The 16,064-nt window shown below is 64.6% G+C and carries 12 protein-coding genes; 8 read left to right on the top strand and 4 right to left on the bottom strand.

The features are described from left to right. The first annotated feature begins 115 nt into the window (after positions 1–115). The 5 genes from IOC82_RS11050 to IOC82_RS11070 all read left to right on the top strand — a co-directional run bounded on the left by IOC82_RS11050 (position 116) and on the right by IOC82_RS11070 (position 6,941). Positions 116–571, top strand: a complete 456-nt coding sequence (locus IOC82_RS11050; RefSeq protein ID WP_290546247.1) for a (2Fe-2S)-binding protein — start codon at positions 116–118, stop codon at positions 569–571. 24 nt (positions 572–595) lie between these two features. After that, the gene (locus IOC82_RS11055) at positions 596–2,749 is read left to right on the top strand and encodes a molybdopterin cofactor-binding domain-containing protein (RefSeq protein ID WP_290546248.1); all 2,154 of its coding nucleotides are present in this window, start codon (positions 596–598) and stop codon (positions 2,747–2,749) included. 310 nt (positions 2,750–3,059) lie between these two features. Then, the gene (locus tag IOC82_RS11060; protein WP_290546249.1) at positions 3,060–4,664 is read left to right on the top strand and encodes a sialidase family protein; all 1,605 of its coding nucleotides are present in this window, start codon (positions 3,060–3,062) and stop codon (positions 4,662–4,664) included. A gap of 134 nt (positions 4,665–4,798) precedes the next feature. Beyond that, the gene (locus tag IOC82_RS11065) at positions 4,799–6,052 is read left to right on the top strand and encodes an aminotransferase class V-fold PLP-dependent enzyme (RefSeq protein ID WP_290546250.1); all 1,254 of its coding nucleotides are present in this window, start codon (positions 4,799–4,801) and stop codon (positions 6,050–6,052) included. A gap of 37 nt (positions 6,053–6,089) precedes the next feature. Further along, entirely contained in the window at positions 6,090–6,941 is an 852-nt protein-coding gene (locus IOC82_RS11070) for an amidohydrolase family protein (protein WP_290546251.1), read from the top strand. Here IOC82_RS11070 and IOC82_RS11075 read toward each other — a convergent pair whose 3' ends face one another. Together IOC82_RS11075 and xsc are read right to left on the bottom strand one after the other, a co-directional pair. Then, the gene (locus IOC82_RS11075; RefSeq protein ID WP_290546252.1) at positions 6,942–7,700 is read right to left on the bottom strand and encodes a hypothetical protein; all 759 of its coding nucleotides are present in this window, start codon (positions 7,698–7,700) and stop codon (positions 6,942–6,944) included. It lies immediately after the preceding gene. 90 nt (positions 7,701–7,790) lie between these two features. Next, a complete protein-coding gene (gene xsc, locus IOC82_RS11080) occupies positions 7,791–9,566 on the bottom strand; it encodes a sulfoacetaldehyde acetyltransferase (protein WP_290546253.1) in 1,776 nt (591 codons plus the stop codon). Positions 9,567–10,095: 529 nt separating this feature from the next. Between xsc and IOC82_RS11085 the strand changes: the two genes are divergently transcribed. Then, on the top strand, positions 10,096–10,722 hold the full coding sequence (locus IOC82_RS11085; RefSeq protein WP_290546254.1) for a tetratricopeptide repeat protein: 627 nt from the start codon (positions 10,096–10,098) through the stop codon (positions 10,720–10,722). Positions 10,723–10,976: 254 nt separating this feature from the next. On the opposite strand, the gene IOC82_RS11090 is transcribed toward IOC82_RS11085, so the two are convergent. Together IOC82_RS11090 and IOC82_RS11095 are read right to left on the bottom strand one after the other, a co-directional pair. Continuing rightward, positions 10,977–12,092, bottom strand: a complete 1,116-nt coding sequence (locus IOC82_RS11090; RefSeq protein WP_290546255.1) for a class I SAM-dependent RNA methyltransferase — start codon at positions 12,090–12,092, stop codon at positions 10,977–10,979. Positions 12,093–12,161: 69 nt separating this feature from the next. Then, the gene (locus IOC82_RS11095) at positions 12,162–12,914 is read right to left on the bottom strand and encodes a creatininase family protein (RefSeq protein ID WP_290546256.1); all 753 of its coding nucleotides are present in this window, start codon (positions 12,912–12,914) and stop codon (positions 12,162–12,164) included. 107 nt (positions 12,915–13,021) lie between these two features. Between IOC82_RS11095 and ugpC the strand changes: the two genes are divergently transcribed. Together ugpC and IOC82_RS11105 are read left to right on the top strand one after the other, a co-directional pair. After that, a complete protein-coding gene (ugpC, locus tag IOC82_RS11100) occupies positions 13,022–14,080 on the top strand; it encodes a sn-glycerol-3-phosphate ABC transporter ATP-binding protein UgpC (protein WP_290546257.1) in 1,059 nt (352 codons plus the stop codon). Positions 14,081–14,391: 311 nt separating this feature from the next. Further along, complete coding sequence (locus IOC82_RS11105) at positions 14,392–16,038, top strand: sugar ABC transporter substrate-binding protein (RefSeq protein ID WP_290546258.1); 1,647 nt, start codon at positions 14,392–14,394, stop codon at positions 16,036–16,038. Positions 16,039–16,064 lie beyond the last annotated feature (26 nt).

Raw genomic sequence — 16,064 nt, forward strand, 5'->3', positions numbered from 1 at the left:
TGCCCGTTTCGTCAGGAAACCGTCAGCTTGACCCATCTAATTGGCAGCCGAGACGAGAGGTTGCACCGCCGCAGCCGGTCCGGTGCGGCACGGCGAAACGAAGGGACAGGCATTGATGGCGCAGATTTCATTCAAACTGAACGGCGTGGCGAAGACCGTCACGGTCGACTCACCGGAAACGCCTCTGCTCTGGGTGCTGCGCGACCAGCTCGGCCTCACCGGAACCAAATATGGCTGCGGCATTGAGGTCTGCGGCGCCTGCACCGTGCTCATCAATGGTGAGCCTGAGAAATCCTGCGACGCATCCATCGGCGAAGTGGCGGGCAAGTCGGTGATGACCATCGAGGCCCTCAAGACCGATCCGCTGGGCGCCAGGCTGCAGGCGGCCTGGCTCGAGCACCAGGTGCCGCAATGCGGCTTCTGCCAGTCCGGCATGCTGATGGCGGCTTTCGGGCGCCTCAAGGCCGGCGAGTCGCGCGCCTCGACCGCATCCTCGCTCTCCAACATCTGCCAGTGCGGCACCTTCCAGCGCATGAAGGAGGCAATCCTCGGCCTCCCCGGCGTCGCCTGAACCACCCCAGCGGGAGATCACACCATGTCCGCCAAGCGCACCACTGACACAATGGTCCTCGACCGCCGTAGCTTTCTCGGGGGCGCGGCTGCCGCCGTCCTGATGCCGGTCACGCTCGGCTTCGCCGCCGGGCGGGCCGATGCCGCCGCCGCGGTCGGCGCCTATATCCGCATCGACGCCTCGAACACTGTGACGCTCATCACCGGCCAGACCGAAATGGGCCAGGGCATCGGCAGCGGACTTGCCCAGATCATGGCCGAGGAACTGATGCTGGACTGGGCGCAGGTGCGCTTCGAACATGCCCCCGTCAACCCCGCGCTCTATGGCTTGCCCGGTTGGGGCCTGCAGCTCACCGGCGGCTCGACCTCCACCATGATGTGGTACGCGCCGCTGCGCAGTGCCTCCGCCATCGCGGCCTGGCGGCTGCGCGCCGCGGCCGCCCTCACCTTCGGCGGCCTGGTGGAGCAATGGACTCTCGTCGCCGGGGGCAATGTGAAGCACGCGAGCTACGGCGTCAAAACCTTCGCCTCGGTCCTCGGCAAGGTGGCCAGCACGCCCGTCCCGGGCAGCGCGCCCTTTGCCGGCACCAAGCGCATCGTCGGCCAGCGGGTGCGCCGCATCGACCTCGCGGCCAAGGTGGACGGCTCGGCCAAGTTCGGCATGGACGTTATGCTGCCGGGCATGGTCTTCGCCAGCGTGGTTCATTGCCCCGCCCTCACCGGCACGGTGAAGAGCTGCCCCACCAGGGCCAGCGGCGCGCTGGCCGTGGTCAATCTCGGGAACGCCGTGGGCGTGGTGGCCAGCAACACATGGAACGCCATGCGCATCGCCAGTACGTTGCAGTCCAAGATCACCTGGACACTGCCCGCCAACCCCGCCTTGCTCGATTCCGGCTCCCTCGCTAGCGCCGCGCAGGCGCTGCAGGCGGCGGCCACCCCCGCCAACCTGAAGGTCTTCGAAACCGCCGGCAGCCCCGATGGCAAAACCGGCACGATCGACGCCACCTATATCGCTCCCTTCCTCGCCCATGCCTGCATGGAGGTGATGAACGCCACCGTGTCAGTCACCAAGACCAACGGCGCAGTCACACTGGTAGAATTGTGGCTGCCGACCCAGGGCCAGAGCTTCGTGCCGGGCACCGTGCGCAGCGTGCCGGGCCTCGCCAACCTCGCCGACGCGCAGATCAAGGTCAATTCCATGCTCTGCGGCGGCGGCTTCGGCCGCAAGATCGAGCAGGACTACGTGCTGCAGGCTGTGAAGCTGGCGCTCACCGTGGGCAAGCCCGTCAAGCTCACGTGGTCGCGGCCGCAGGACTTCAAGAACGACAAATACCGCCCCTATGCCTCGATGCGCGTACGCCTCGGCGGCGACGCCAATGGCATCGGCGGCCTCGTCTACCGTAACGTGTCGGCCTCGATCAGCTTCCAGCAAGGCGCCAACCCGGAGGACACGGGCGCCGTGGCGGGCGCGGTGAAGCTGCCCTATGCCATTGCCAACCGCCGCATCGAATTCGCGCCGCTGCCCACCGCGATCCCGCTTGGCTACTGGCGCTCGGTTGGCGAATCCTACAACACCTTCGCCATCGAGAGCGCCATCGACGAACTGGCGCTGGCGCTGAACCAGGACCCAATCGACTACCGCCTGCGTATGCTCGGCGCCGACCCGCGCGCTAGCCGCGTGCTGCAGACGCTGAAGGCCTCGCCGCGATACACGGGCATGGCGGCGGCAAAGCGCGGGGCCGCTTTTCTCAAGGGCTTCAACAGCTATGTGGCGCTGGCACTCGAGATCGCGCCCGACAATGGCTCGCGAATCCGGGTGACGAAGGCGCATTATGTTATCGACTGCGGCCTCGTCATCAACCCGGATGCGGTCGAGGCGCAAATGCAGGGCGGCCTCGCCCACGGCCTCTATTCCGCGCTCTACAACCGCGTGACCTTTGCCAACGGCGTGCCGCAGGTGCAGAATTTCTCCAATTACCGCGTGCTCACCGCGCGCGACATGCCGCAGGTGACGGTCGACATCATCGAGGGCGATCCCACCACTACAATGCCGGGCGGCGTGGGCGAAACCGGCGTGCCCTGCGTGGCGCCCGCCCTCGCCAATGCCTATCACCGCCTGAGCGGCACAAGGGTGCGGGAGCTTCCCTTCTACCCCGGCGCCACAATGTCGGAAGACTGACCGGGGGACCGGGGGACCGGAACCCGCTCGCGCTGCGCGCGCTCAGGGCGCCTCGGCCGGCGGCAGCACATCGACATTGACCGCCAGCACCACTGCCACCACCGCCCCGCCGATCACCAGCCCGTTCTTGCCCAAGCGATTCTTCCCGAGGCCATGTTTCAAACGGCGCGACACTCCTAATTGCGGAGCAGACGTGTCATCATCGCAAGACGCGCGCACCGCCCCTCTTGCGAAGCTTGACACAAATTTGATGCAACTTAACGTATAGTTTGATAGCGTTACAGAATGAATACCTCACGGAGCCCGCAAAATGACTTGCTTCCCGCGCCCTCTTGCACTGCCAGCCGCCCTCTCCGCACTGGTGCTGGCTGCCGCCAGCCTGCCGGCGTCGGCAGGCACCCCCGCCCCGGTGAGCGGCCCCAGCCCATTCGCCGCCTGCAAGATCAGGGGCGAGAAGGGCAAGAACTACCTCAATGCCGTGGTGGAGCCGTGGGTTGACGTTCACCCAACCGATTCCACGCGCCTCGTGGCGGCCTGGCAGCAGGACCGCTGGAGCAATGGCGGTTCCCGGGGCATCGTTTCGGCCAATTCCACCGACGGCGGCGCGAACTGGACCAGGGTGGTCGTGCCCGGCATCAACAAGTGTTCCGGCGGCACGGGAGACTTCGCCTATAACCGCGCCAGCGACCCCTGGACGGCCATTTCGCCCAACGGCAACGCCTATGTGATGAGCCTCACCTTCACGGATCCCGTAGGCAATAAGCCGGGCGTCAACGCCATGCTGGTCAATCGCTCCACCGACGGCGGCGCCACTTGGGGCAACCCCACCGTGCTGAGGCGCGACACCGACCCCACAATCTTCAACGACAAGAACGCCATCACCGCCGACCCGGCGGATTCGCGCTATGTCTATGCAGTCTGGGACCAGTTGAAGGGCGGCGTGGACGCCGATGGCGGGGAGGGGGCTGGCGGCGCAGCCGGCGTGGCCGGCGCGCCTGACGGCTACCCAGACGGGGTGGTGATTGCCCGCGAGCGCTTGCGCGCCAAAATGGCCGCAAAGGCCAGCGGTATGACGCCCGCCACAAGCGCCTCCACCTTCGGCCCTACCTTCTTCACGCGGACCATCGATTCCGGCCAGACTTGGGAAACTGCCAGGATCATCTATGATCCCGGAGCCAATGCCCAGACGATCGCCAATCAGGCCGTGGTGCTGAACAATGGGGATGTGCTGGTGTTCTTCACCGACATCCCAGAAACCGGCCCCGTCAAGATCCGCTACGTCAAGTCGACCGACCATGGCGCCAGTTTCGGCGCGCCCGTCGATGCCGCGGCGATCAATGGCAGCCTCACCGGCACCATCACGCCCGACCGCAAGAAATCGGTGCGCGACGGAAGTATTCTCTTCGATGTCGCCTATGACCGCAACAGTGGCCGGCTCTATCTGACCTGGCAGGACACTGGCGGCGGCGGCGTCGAACGGGTCGCCTTCGCGATGTCGTCCAACTCCGGCGCCAGCTGGTCGCCGCCGGCGATTGTCAACAAGACACCGCCCAGTCCCGACAAGTACCGCACGCAGGCCTTCGTGCCCTCGATCGCGGTCGATGGCAATTCCCGCGTCGTCATCACTTACTATGATTTCCGCAACGATCCGCCCAGGAGCAGGAGTAAGGAATTGGCCGACTACTGGGCCATTTCCTGTATGCCCAGCGAGGCGGATTGCCGTTCGGCCGGAAGCTGGGGCAACGAGACGCGCCTCACCTCAACCTCCTTCAACATGCTGAATGCTCCCTATGCCAATGGCCTTTTCGTGGGGGATTACCAGGGCCTCGTCAGCCAACCCGCCAGACTCCGCGCTGTCTTCGGCATTGCGACCAAGCTGAACAAGACGAGCATCGTGACCAGCGTTGTTCCCTGACACGTTGCCTCCCTGCGCGTCTTTATCTTTCCCATCCCTCCCACACGTGTGTATAGACGGGGAGATGGCGGGAGTGCTTGCCAGGTAGGGCAATCACGTGCATTCCGGCGCCATAACTCCGGAGTGCCGTGTTCATGTTCACGCCCGCCCTACTCGATACTGTCCGCGCCCGTTTCGCGCATGTCGAGGCCTGCCCCTTCTCCGGGCCCCGCGTGTTTTTCGAGAATGCCGGGGGCGCCCTCACACTGAAGTCGGTGGTGGAGACCTCCGCGCTCTATGCCGCCATCCCCGACAATCAGGGCCGCGACAACCCGGCGTCCAAGGCCCTGATGGCGGCGATCGACAAGGCCAAGGCCGACATGCGGCTGTTTTTCAATGCTTTTTCCGGGCAGGTCTTTGTGGGCGAGAGCGGCACCGAAGTGCTGTTCCGCCTCGTCCGCACGGCAGCGCTGGGTGCGGCCCCCGGCGGTATCCTGCTGTCGACGACACTGGAGCACCCCGCCTCGCGCAGCGCCATGGCGCGCTGGGCGGAGGTGACGGGACGTGCCCATGTGCTTGTGCCGCATGAAGATGCCACAGGATGCGTCGAGGCTGCCGCCTATGCACGCTACATCACGCCGGATGTCCGCGTCGCCACCCTCGTCCACACCTCGCCGGTCACCGGTATGACCGTGGATGCCGGCGCCATCGCTGCAGCCATCCGCAAGGTATCGCCTGATTGCTTCATCATCGTCGATGGCATCCAGCATGCGAGCCATGGGGCAGTGGACATTGCCGCCCTCGGCATCGATGGCTATGCGATTTCGCCCTACAAGGTGTTCTCGCGCCACGGCTATGGCGTGGGCTGGGCGTCGGACCGTCTCACGGCCTGCACGAAGGAAACCGTCATTGGCGGCCCCGCGACCAGCTGGGAGATGGGCACGCGCGACACGGGGAGCTATGCCACCTTCTCCGACGTCGTCACCTACTTCGACTGGCTCGGCAGTCACTTCACCAAGAGCGATGACCGCCGCGCCCGCCTCGAGGCCGCGGCGCAGGCCATCCACGGTCACGAGCATATGCTCGCTGAGGCCATGGTCAACGGCACCGGTAACCTGCGGGGACTGAAGGACATTCCCGGCCTCCACATCATCGGCGGGGCGGATAATGCTCGGCGCGAGGGCGTCGTTTCGGTATGGCTCGAGGGCATCACCAGCGAGGAGGTGGTCAGCTTCCTCAACGGCCGCGGCATCCGCACCCACACCCGCAAGGCTGACCATTACAGCGGCAATGTGCTGGCCCCGATGGGCCTCAAGGACTGCATCCGCATTTCCTTCAGCCATTACAATTCGCCGGCCGAGGTGGGGCAGTTCCTCACCGCAATCGACGAGTTCACCTCCGCCCGGTGATGGGCTAGCCTGCCCGGAGCAACCGGGACGGAGCGCCATGATCGATTTTCCCATCACCGATACCCATGTCCACCTGCTCGACACCTCCAAGTTCAAGTATGGCTGGGCGAGCGGCGCGCCCAAACTGGGGCGCGACTGGACGATCCACGATCTCGAACAGGCGGCCAAACCCTATGTCATTGAAAACATGGTCTTCGTCGAGGTCGACGTCGACTATCCCCAGCACATGGAAGAGGCCGCGTGGGTGCAGGAGTTGGCCCGCAGCGACTTGCGGCTCAAAGGCTGTGTCGCCTCCCTGCCGCTCGAAGAGGGGCTGAAGCTCGAGGCCGATCTCGAAAAGCTCTCCCGCTTGCCCGTCGTGCGCGGCATCCGCCGTCTCATCCAGAACAAGTCCGACCCCGAATTCGTGTTGCGTCCGGACTTCATTGCAGCAACAAAACTACTGCCTAAGTATAACTTTAGCTTCGATATTTGCATTTACCATCATCAGTTCGGCAACGTCATCGAGTTCGTCCGCCACTGCCCCGAGGTGTCTTTCATCCTCGACCATATCGGCAAGCCAGGCATCAAGGACGGTCTGATGGAACCGTGGAAGCGACACATCCGCGAGCTCTCGCAACTGCCCAATGTGATGTGCAAGCTCTCTGGCCTAACCACCGAAGCTGACCACGAAAACTGGAACCGCGAACAGCTGCGGCCCTACATCGACCACGTCATCGGCAGCTTCGGGTTCGACCGCATCATGTATGGTGGCGACTGGCCGGTGGCGGAGCTGGCAGGAAAATATACCGATTGGATTCAGGTGCTTGACTGGGCAACCGCGGGCTGCACTCCCGAAGAAAAGCGCAAGCTGTTCCGCGACAATGGGAGACGGGCCTACCGGCTCTGATCAGTTCGACGGCGGCGGCGATGCGAGGGTTACGTCCTTGCCGGTGCAGATGGGCGGCAAGTCCTTGTCGCCGAACCAAATTTCGAAGGTGTTGGGGCGCACTTTCCTGGCGCCGTCCCAGATCTTGGTGAGGTTGACCACCTGGATGTCGAAGCCGATGTTGCGGAGCCATTCGGCAATGGCCTCGGCCTTCGGCACGTCATGGTCGTTCATGGCGCGGATTTCATTCACCTTTCCGTCCCACTTCGCCATGGCGATGGAGGGCACGGTGATGGCGGCTCCATCATTGTCCTTGAGGCCAGTCAACAGCTTCGAGAAACAGGCGCGCTGCTGCTCGTTGAGAACATTGACGAAAACCCGAGACGGCAGGCGCTCGACCGCTTCTTTGAAGACGGCCTGAACATTGGCGTTGGACTGCGCCGCCTTGGTCAGCGCGCGCTCCATGGCGGGCAGCAGCTGCGGGTCGGAGGCGTTGTTGGCATAGTCAAGCTGAGCCGCCACGAACTCGACCGGCACCTTGTCGTTCTTCAGCAGGTACTCGAACATGGCGATGCCGTATTTCTGGCGCTCCGGCTTGTTGTCCGAGACCAGATCGATCATCGTCTTCAAATCATTCACATTCTGCTGCCAGCGGGTGTAGTAGAGGCCCATCCCGGCAATGGTCAGCGGGATCATGATGGTGGCCGTCATCTGCAGCATGATGTCACGCCAGGCGCGGGCGCGCTCGCGGATCTCGGATGCCTTCTGCGATTCAGCCATGGTGATCCCTGATATTCCCGGCCGCCGTAACACCAAGCCATTGCAGCGAAAACGTGACGGAACCCCGACTCCTGGGCTCCGGCCACAGGCTTACACGGTTTGCGGGCGCATGTCCTTGGCGTCAATGCCGGCGACCGCGACCGGCTTCTTCATGGCGTCGCGGCGGAAGGGCTCGCCCAGTTCCTGGTTGATCATCGCCTCGATCAGCGTGGTCTTGCCGTGCTTCATCTGGTCCTCGACCGCCTTGGCGAGGGCATCGCGCAACTCGTCCATGGTATAGGCGGCAACTCCTTGAAGTCCGCAGGCTTTTGCAATGCCGGCGTAGCTCACCTGTGTGTCGAGTTCGGTGCCCACGAAATTGTCGTCATACCAGAGGGTCGAGTTGCGCTTCTCGGCGCCCCACTGGTAGTTCCGGAACACGACCTGGGTGATGGCCGGCCATTCCTTGCGGCCAATGGCGGTCAATTCCGTCACCGCGATGCCGAAGGCGCCGTCACCGGAGAAGCCCACGACCGGCACGCCGGGACAGGCGATCTTGGCGCCGACGACCGATGGCAGGCCGTAGCCGCAGGGGCCAAAAAGGCCTGGCGCCAGATACTTACGGCCCTGCTCGAAGGTCGGGTAGGCGTTGCCGATGGCGCAGTTGTTGCCGATGTCGGAGGAGATGATGGCCTCCTTGGGCAGCGCCGCCTGGATGGCGCGCCAGGCCATGCGCGGGCTCATCCAGCCGGGCTTGGCCTTGCGGGCACGCTCGTTCCAGGTGGTGCCCGGATCGTCGTCCTCGTGGTCCATGGAGGAGAGCTGCTGGGCCCAGCGCGACTTGGTCTGGGCGATCAGGTTCTTGCGCTCTTCCCGGCCGGAGTCGCCGGCGGAGGGGGACAGCTTGGCCAGGATACCTTCCGCCACCTTCTTGGAATCGCCCACGATTCCGACCGTGACCTTCTTGGTGAGGCCGATGCGGTTGGGGTTGATGTCGACCTGGATGACTCGTGCCTCCTTGGGCCAGTAGTCCAGGCCATAACCGGGGAGGGTCGAGAAAGGGTTGAGGCGGGTGCCGAGTGCGAGCACCACGTCGGCCCGGCCGATCAGTTCCATGGCGGCCCTGGAGCCGTTGTAGCCGAGCGGACCGGCGAAGAGCGGGTGCGAGCCCGGGAAGGCATCATTGTGCTGGTAGCCCACACAGACCGGGGCAGAGAGCCGCTCGGCCAGCGCCTTCGACGCTGGAATGGCATTGCCGAGGACGACGCCCGCGCCATTGAGGATGACCGGAAACTTGGCCTCCGACAACTGCTTAGCGGCAGCCGCAATAGCGTCCTCACCGCCCGACGGGCGCTCGAAGACGACAACGGCGGGAAGCTCGATGTCGATGACCTGGGTCCAGAAATCGCGCGGCATGTTGATCTGGGCCGGGGCCGAGAGGCGCTTGGCGTTCATGATGACGCGGTTGAGGACCTCCGCCACGCGGGAAGCGTCACGCACCTCCTCCTGGTAGCCCACCATGTCCTTGAACAGGTCCATCTGCTCCACTTCCTGAAAGCCGCCCTGGCCGATGGTCTTGTTGGCGGCCTGAGGCGTGACCAGGAGGAGTGGTGTGTGGTTCCAATAGGCTGTTTTTACAGCGGTAACGAAGTTGGTGATGCCCGGGCCGTTCTGGGCGATTATCATGCTCATCTTGCCCGACGCCCGGGTGTAGCCGTCGGCCATCATGCCGCCGGAGCCTTCGTGGGCGCAGTCCCAGAAGGTGATGCCGGCCTTGGGGAAGAGGTCCGAGATCGGCATGAAGGCGGAGCCGATGATGCCGAAGGCATGCTCGATGCCGTGCATCTGGAGAACCTTGACGAAAGCCTCTTCGGTGGTCATGCGCATGGGGTCAGTCCTCGCGTGAAATCGGGTTGGGTGCCTTCTAGCGCCACCGTCCACCTGGAGCCTAGAACCAGAGGGCGGGGACACCGGGGTCCATAACCGGGGAGATCGGGTGATGCAAATGCGGTGCTGCGTGTTGCCGGCGGACGCTTTTTGGGATGCAAAAGCGTTGTCGCCGTTGACACGGCTCCGGCGCGCACGGTGCAACCGCGGAGGGTTGCGAAATTTTGTTGCGCGACGCGGGAAGCCGGGATGCGGACACGAAAGGGACATAATTGGGCAAGCGTTGCGGAATTTTGTTGCCCAACCAGGCGGCCACACACTCCCTGCCGTCAGCCCGGCGAAAGCTGGGATCCAGCTCTCCGCAGGGCCGATGCCCGAAGCTGGACCCCAGCTTTCGCTGGGGTGACGGTTCTTTGGTAAGAGACTGGCCCTATTGCCCTGCCCCGCCCCCTGGCCTAGAGGTGAAGTCGCGTCGATGCCGTCACCGGGTCCGCTTGGGGCCGGCGCGATCTTGCACAGGAGTTTTCCGATGACCTTCGATCTGCGCGCCGGCGGCCTGGCGCTTGCCATCATGGCCGCCTCGAGCGGTCTGGCCTGGGCCGATGCCTATCAGGACGGGCTCACCGCCTTCCAGGGCGAGGACTATGCCAAGGCGCTGTCGCTGCTGCTGCCCTATGCCAAGGATGGCAATGCGGAAGCCGCCTACCTCATCGGCGAAATGTATGGGCCGCGCAGCTGGGGCCAGAAGGGCGAGAACCGCAACGGCGTGGAGCTGGACAACAAACAGGCCATCTTCTGGTGGGGCGAAGCCGCCAAGACGGGCAATGTGGAAGCCCAGCTGAGGCTCGGCTGGTGGCTGATGAAGGGCCAGGACGTGGTGAAACAGGACGAGGCGGCGGGCATGAACTGGCTGCTGCTGGCGGCGAACCAGGGCGAGCCGCAGGCCCAGTACGAGGTGGGGCTTGCCTATTGGAAGGGCCGCGGCGTGAAGCCGGACCCGATCGCCGCCTACATGTGGCTCGACCTCTGCGCCAACGAGCCGGGCTTCGACAATGCCGCCAGTTACCGCGACCAGATCGCCCAGGGCATGACGGAAGACCAGGTGAAGCAGGCCAGGCTGATGGTGCAGGCCTTCACGCCGAAGATCGCGAAGTAATGATCCTGCATCAGTTCACCGCCAGGCACTGGGTGATCGCCTGCATCATCATCCTGATCGCGGTGGGAGCGTTTGCGGCGAGCTGGGCGTAATCATCTTCTCCAGCGCCAGCGGGAGAAGACCCCGCTGCGATCAGCAGCGGGAGATGAGGGGGAGTGAAGCCTGCTGCTGGTGACTGCCTGACTTCCCCTCACTGGCCCCAACTGCGTTGGGGCGTTCTCTCCCGCTTTGCGGGAGAGATTGTTGTGGGGGGCTCAGGGCAGCGCCGGTGTGCGATAGAGAGAGACCCGCAGGCCGCCGTTGAGGACGGGCGGCGCGATAGGAAGAAATGGCAGCGCCGTGGCCCGCGCCAGCGCGGCATCGGCGGTGATGAGGCCCACGCGCCAGCCGGAGAAGCGCTGCTTCAGCACCTTTCCCAGCGCGCCGTAGAGCGCGAACAAGGGTTTCTTGTCGCCGATGCGCGCGCCATAGGGCGGGTTGACGATGACGAGGCCGGGCGGGCCTTGCGGGGCCACGAGATCGCTCACCGATTGCTGCCTGAATTGCGTGAAGGCGGAGACGCCGGCGCGCTTCGCGTTCTCCGTTGCCATGCGGATGGCGCCCGCATCGCGGTCGCTGCCGAAGAAGGTGAAGGTTGGCTGGCGGGGCGAGGCTGCTGCCTTCATCGAGTCCCACATCGCGGCATCGAAGGTGGCGAGCTTCTCGAAGGCGAAGGACCGCGTGCGGCCGGGAGCGAGATGAGCCGCGATCTCCGCGGCCTCGATGACGAAGGTGCCGGAGCCGCACATCGGGTCCACCACCGGCTCATCTCCGGTGAAGCCGCATTGGCGCAGGAAGAGAGCCGCGAGCGTTTCACGCAAGGGCGCCTTGCCCACGCCCGCCTTGTGGCCGCGCTTGTGCAGCGACTCTCCCGAGCTGTCGATGCTCAGCGTGCACAGATCGTCCTCGATGCGGGCCTTGACGATCACCTCCGCATCGTCACGGAGCGGTGCGTCGAACTCCTCCGCGATGGCGCGCGCGATGCGCTGGACCACCGCGCCCGAATGATAGATCTTCGAGCGTGAGCAGCTGGCCTCGACGCGCACCGGAACATCCTTGCGCAATACATTGCCCCAGGGAAATGCACGCGCCAGCCGGTCGAGCTCCGCCAGATGCTGGACGCGGAAGGACCCGATGCGGGCCAGCACATGGCCGCAGCCGCGAAGCACGAGATTGGCGCGCCACACGTCCTTCCACGCGCCCTTGATCATGACGCCGGCCGCCACCTGTTTTGCGGCCTTGAAGCGGTGCTGGCGCACTTCCTCGTAAAGTGCTGCCTCAAGCCCGGGCGGGGCCATGAGGAAGATGTCGAAGTCTGGGGGCGTGGCCATGCCGAGCGCTTATCGCGAAAGCCCCGGCGGGGCGACTGTTTTTCAAATGGGATTGAACGGGCAGCTGCGTCAATCGCGGGGCGGCAACCCTAGCATGCGGCGCATGTGGGCGAGGATCAGGCCGCGGCCGCGCGCGCCCGTTTCGGCAGAGGCGTCATGGGCGCTGGCGGTGTACCAGCGCTCGGTGTCGCGTTTTTCCATGTCCACCGCCTCCGGGCACAGGGCGAGCATCAGCGAGGTCTCGCCCTCGCCCGCGTGGTCGAAGGGATATTGGTCGATGGTCTCGCGCGTCATGAGGGGGTGGATCTTGATCCAGTTGAAGGGATCGCTGCCCCACGCCTGGTGGGCGTAGTAACCCGCCATCTTCGCATCGCCCCACCAGCCTTCGCCGCGCGTCTTCTCGAGGAAGGCAAAGATCGCCTGGCGGGCGCCGAATTTGAAGGCAAGATCAGTGGGCATGCCGGTGGCGAAATTCTCCGTCTGGTGATGGATGAAGGCATGGATGTTGCGGAAGCCGACGCGCATGAGACCGGTGAACAGCTCGCGCGCGAAGAGATGAAGGGCAGTCGAATCGACCTGCACCGAACCGGTGCCCTCCGGCGGCTCCACCGCATAGCTCGCCGCGCCATAATAGAAGGGCGGCAGAATGACGATTTCGGCCTCCTGTTCGAGGAGGTCCAGCGCGCGGGTGACGGCCAGCGTATCCATGCCGACGGCCATATGCTCGCCGTGATATTCGAGCACGCCCAAGGGCAGGACGACGGGTGTATTGGCCGCGATCGCCGCGCGGATCTGGTGGGGGAGCATCATTTCATAGCGCATGGAAATCCTTTGGCGAGGAAGCACTCGACGGAGTGGAAAAGCTGCCCTAGTCTCCGCCCTCGGCAAGCGGGGCGCAAGACCCCAGGCAGGTTCAAGGGGGGCGTGACTTGGCTTCGGTCGAAATCATAGACGTGCGCAAGAGCTATGGCGACCAGGCGGTCATCCATGGCGTGTCGATCCCCATTGCCGATGGCGCGTTCGTGGCCCTCGTCGGGCCCTCCGGTTGCGGCAAATCAACCCTGCTGCGCATGATCGCGGGGCTGGAGGAGATCACCGGCGGCGACATCAAGATCGGCGACAAGGTGGTGAACGCGCTGCCGCCCAAGGACCGCGACATCGCCATGGTGTTCCAGAACTACGCGCTCTACCCGCACAAGACGGTGGCCGAGAACATGGGCTTCGCGCTGAAGCTGCGGAAGACGCCCAAGGCGGAGATCGATGCGCGGGTGAAGCGCGCGGCCGAGATCCTGGACCTCATGCCCTATCTCGCGCGCTATCCGCGCCAGCTTTCGGGCGGGCAGCGCCAGCGCGTGGCCATGGGCCGCGCCATCGTGAGGGCGCCCCAGGTGTTCCTGTTCGACGAGCCCTTGTCCAACCTCGACGCCAAGCTGCGCGTGCAGATGCGCGCCGAGATCAAGGAGCTGCACCAACGGCTGAAGACCACGACGATCTACGTTACCCACGACCAGGTGGAGGCCATGACCATGGCCGACAGAATCGTGGTGCTGCATGACGGGATCGTGGAGCAGATGGGCTCGCCGCTCGAGCTTTATGACCGACCGTCCAACCTCTTCGTCGCGGGCTTCATCGGCTCGCCCGCCATGAACATGTTCAAGGGCACGATCCGCGGCGGCAGCCAGCCGCATTTCGAGGCAGCGGACGGCACGAAGCTGCCGCTTGCGTCAGCCCCGCCCGGATCGGATGGCCGCGAGGCGGTCTATGGCATCAGGCCCGAGCACCTGGTGCTGGGCGGGGATGTGAGATCGCAGGTGACGGTGATCGAGCCGACGGGCGCCGAGACGCAGGTGGTGGCGAAGCTGGCGGGCGAGAAGATTACCGGCGTGTTCCGCGAGCGGGTCTCGGTGGCGCCGGGCGAGATGATCGCCATGACGCCGGATGTTTCGCTGGTCCACCTGTTCGATGCGAAGACGGGCAGCCGGATATAGGAGAGGAGCGAATAGCGAATAGTGGGTGAGGCACAGTGTTCGATATTTCATCTCCGGGATTTGAAAACCCTATTCGCTACCCGCTATTCGCTCCCAACCCCGCCGCTTGTGCGCCGCACATATTGCGGTGCACGACAAGTTGACCGCGGCGTGCCTGTTTCGCGCTTGCGCTTCGTTGACTTTGCAAATCGCTGTTGCATAGTCGGCGCGGCGTTCCACCACGATCCCTGTGAGCCTCATGAAAAAAGCGAGGCAGCCGGGAGAGATATCGCAACAACCTGCAACGGACGCTCCAGGGAGGACCCGAACTCATGAGAATCGATCTCTACAACTACATGCTGAGCCGCCGCGCCATGCTGAAGGGCGCGGCCGGTGCGGCCGCCATGGCCGCCGTGGGCGGCCCGGCGCTGAACGTCTCCACCGCTTTCGCGCAGGACGACATTCGCGCCGCCATCCTGAAAATCCCCGGCGTGGGCAAGGGCCAGCCGACGGATGCCGACTGGCAGAAGGTCGGCGAGATGACCCTTGGGCCGACGAAGCAGAACGTGCAGGAAGGCGAGTTCAAGGGCGTCGAACTGTCGTTCATGGGCCTCAACAACCAGAACGTCCATAACGTGCTGTTCCGCGGCCTGTCCAAGGCCTGGGCGGACTACACCGGCGCCACCATCAACTGGATCGACCTGGCGCAGGCCGACTATAACGCGCGCCTGCAACAGTCGATCGCCACCGGCACGGTGGACTTCGACGTCATTGAAATGGGCGCCCCCTTCGAGGGCGACGTCTGCGGCAAGGGCCTTGCCTCCGAGATGCCGGACTGGGTCAAGAAGCAGATCGACATGGATGACTATGTCGGTTACCTCAAGGCCCCCGTCGGCACCTGGGACGGCAAGACCTATCGCGTCTCCTGCGACGGCGACTGCCATAACTTCAACTACCGTTCCGACGTGTTCGAGAACGCGGCGCTTGCCGAGGAGTGGAAGAAGGCTGGCGGCCAGGGCGACTGGAAGGCGCCGCGCACGTGGCAGGAGGTCAATGCCGCGACCAAGTTCCTGAAAGGCAAGCAGATCGACGGCCAGGACCTTTATGGCTATCTCGATCCGGCCAAGGGCTGGGGCGGCTTCGGCTTCTACTTCCTCGGAAGCCGCGCCACGGCTTACGTGAAGCACCCCGACTCCAAGGCCTTCCTGTTCGAACCGGACACGATGAAGCCGATGGTCAACAACCCCGGCTGGGTGCGCGCCATCCAAGACGTGCTGGACTGCCTGCCCTTCGAGCCGGCCGACCAGCTCAACGCCGACCCCGGCACCACGGGCTTCCAGCAGTTCCTCGCCGGCACGGGCTCCATGCTCTCCTGGTGGGGCGACATCGGCTCGAACGTCAACACCAATGACAGCTCCGTCATCCAGGGCAAGACGGCCTTCGACATTCTGCCCGGCTCGCCGGATGTCTATAACCATGCCGCCGGCAAGTGGGAGACGCTCGCGTCGGGACCGAACTACGCGCCGAACATGGCCTATATCGGCTGGGGCATCTATGTGATGGCCCGCGTCGATGCCGACCCGAAGAAGCAGAAGGCAGCCTGGTCGCTTGCGGCTCACTTGGGCGGCAAGGACATCTCGCTGTGGATGGCGGCCTATCCGTCGGGCTTCCAGCCCTACCGCCAGAGCCACTTCAACATTCCGGAGTGGGTGGGGGCGGGCTATGACGAGAAGTTCATCGCGAACTACCTCGCCTCGCAGGCCAATTCCTACAACCACCCGAATGCCGCGATCGAGCCGCGCATCCCCGGCATCTTCCAGTATTATTCGGAAGCCGAGGATATTCTCTCCAACATCTACGCCGGCAAGATGACGGCGCAGGCGGGCGCCGACGCCATCGCCGCCGCCTGGGAGAAGCGCACCGACCAGCTCGGCCGCGACAACCAGATCAAGCTCTACAAGAAGTCGCTCGGCATGTAAGCCACGCGAGGGGGCCGGCAGCGCGC

This window comes from Aestuariivirga sp. (genome assembly GCF_020252395.1).
In the GTDB taxonomy this organism is placed as follows: domain Bacteria; phylum Pseudomonadota; class Alphaproteobacteria; order Rhizobiales; family Aestuariivirgaceae; genus Aestuariivirga.

Coding starts and splice junctions, on each gene's coding strand:
- IOC82_RS11050 (WP_290546247.1), top strand. CDS start 116: ATGGCGCAGATTTCATTCAAACTGAACGGCGTGGCGAAGACCGTCACG.
- IOC82_RS11055 (WP_290546248.1), top strand. CDS start 596: ATGTCCGCCAAGCGCACCACTGACACAATGGTCCTCGACCGCCGTAGC.
- IOC82_RS11060 (WP_290546249.1), top strand. CDS start 3,060: ATGACTTGCTTCCCGCGCCCTCTTGCACTGCCAGCCGCCCTCTCCGCA.
- IOC82_RS11065 (WP_290546250.1), top strand. CDS start 4,799: ATGTTCACGCCCGCCCTACTCGATACTGTCCGCGCCCGTTTCGCGCAT.
- IOC82_RS11070 (WP_290546251.1), top strand. CDS start 6,090: ATGATCGATTTTCCCATCACCGATACCCATGTCCACCTGCTCGACACC.
- IOC82_RS11075 (WP_290546252.1), bottom strand. CDS start 7,700: ATGGCTGAATCGCAGAAGGCATCCGAGATCCGCGAGCGCGCCCGCGCC.
- xsc (WP_290546253.1), bottom strand. CDS start 9,566: ATGCGCATGACCACCGAAGAGGCTTTCGTCAAGGTTCTCCAGATGCAC.
- IOC82_RS11085 (WP_290546254.1), top strand. CDS start 10,096: ATGACCTTCGATCTGCGCGCCGGCGGCCTGGCGCTTGCCATCATGGCC.
- IOC82_RS11090 (WP_290546255.1), bottom strand. CDS start 12,092: ATGGCCACGCCCCCAGACTTCGACATCTTCCTCATGGCCCCGCCCGGG.
- IOC82_RS11095 (WP_290546256.1), bottom strand. CDS start 12,914: ATGCGCTATGAAATGATGCTCCCCCACCAGATCCGCGCGGCGATCGCG.
- IOC82_RS11105 (WP_290546258.1), top strand. CDS start 14,392: ATGAGAATCGATCTCTACAACTACATGCTGAGCCGCCGCGCCATGCTG.